General features: G+C 42.1%; 1 protein-coding gene. It reads right to left on the bottom strand.

What is annotated here, in order from left to right; all coding sequences use genetic code 11:
- Nucleotides 1-36: 36 nt before the first annotated feature.
- Nucleotides 37-477, bottom strand: a complete 441-nt coding sequence (locus tag B4U49_RS18760) for a hypothetical protein (RefSeq protein WP_143735415.1) — start codon at nucleotides 475-477, stop codon at nucleotides 37-39.
- Nucleotides 478-518 lie beyond the last annotated feature (41 nt).

Below are 518 nucleotides of genomic sequence, written 5' to 3'. Positions count from 1 at the left end.
CGAAGGGCCGGAACAAACTGCCTCGCATTGTTATAACTATTTCTCGCCAGAAACTGCATAAGTAGTGGTGATTCTTAAACCAGAGCCAATTGACCGCAACCTTTCTCTTCTTTCTTTCGGAGACTCTACGTTTGGGCTTTGACCGTAAGTTAATTCAAAGAGATCTCCAAGAACTACATTCAGTGAACGACAACTTTCCAATAGTTGTCTAGCGCTTGGAATCTTACACATTTTAGAAAATGCAGGATAAAAAGGTATTGCATTCGCAGAGGACAATACACTTGCAGACACTTCCTGGATTTCATCGATAATATCTTTACTGGCGCTACCCCCAACGATGGCACTTTGATGCCGTAGTAGTTTTGCCGATAACAGCCCCAGCTTTTCCTTAAGAGATACTATTGGTTCCAAAATTAACTTCAGTATGAATTGGCTAATGATGAATACAATAACACCAGCCAGAATTGTGCCGAACATCTAGAATCTCCAATGAGTTATAACGCCCGCAACAGGGGCGA

This window comes from Microbulbifer mangrovi (assembly GCF_002009015.1).
GTDB classification, from domain to species: domain Bacteria; phylum Pseudomonadota; class Gammaproteobacteria; order Pseudomonadales; family Cellvibrionaceae; genus Microbulbifer; species Microbulbifer mangrovi.
This window is presented reverse-complemented; position numbering and strand designations above follow the sequence as displayed.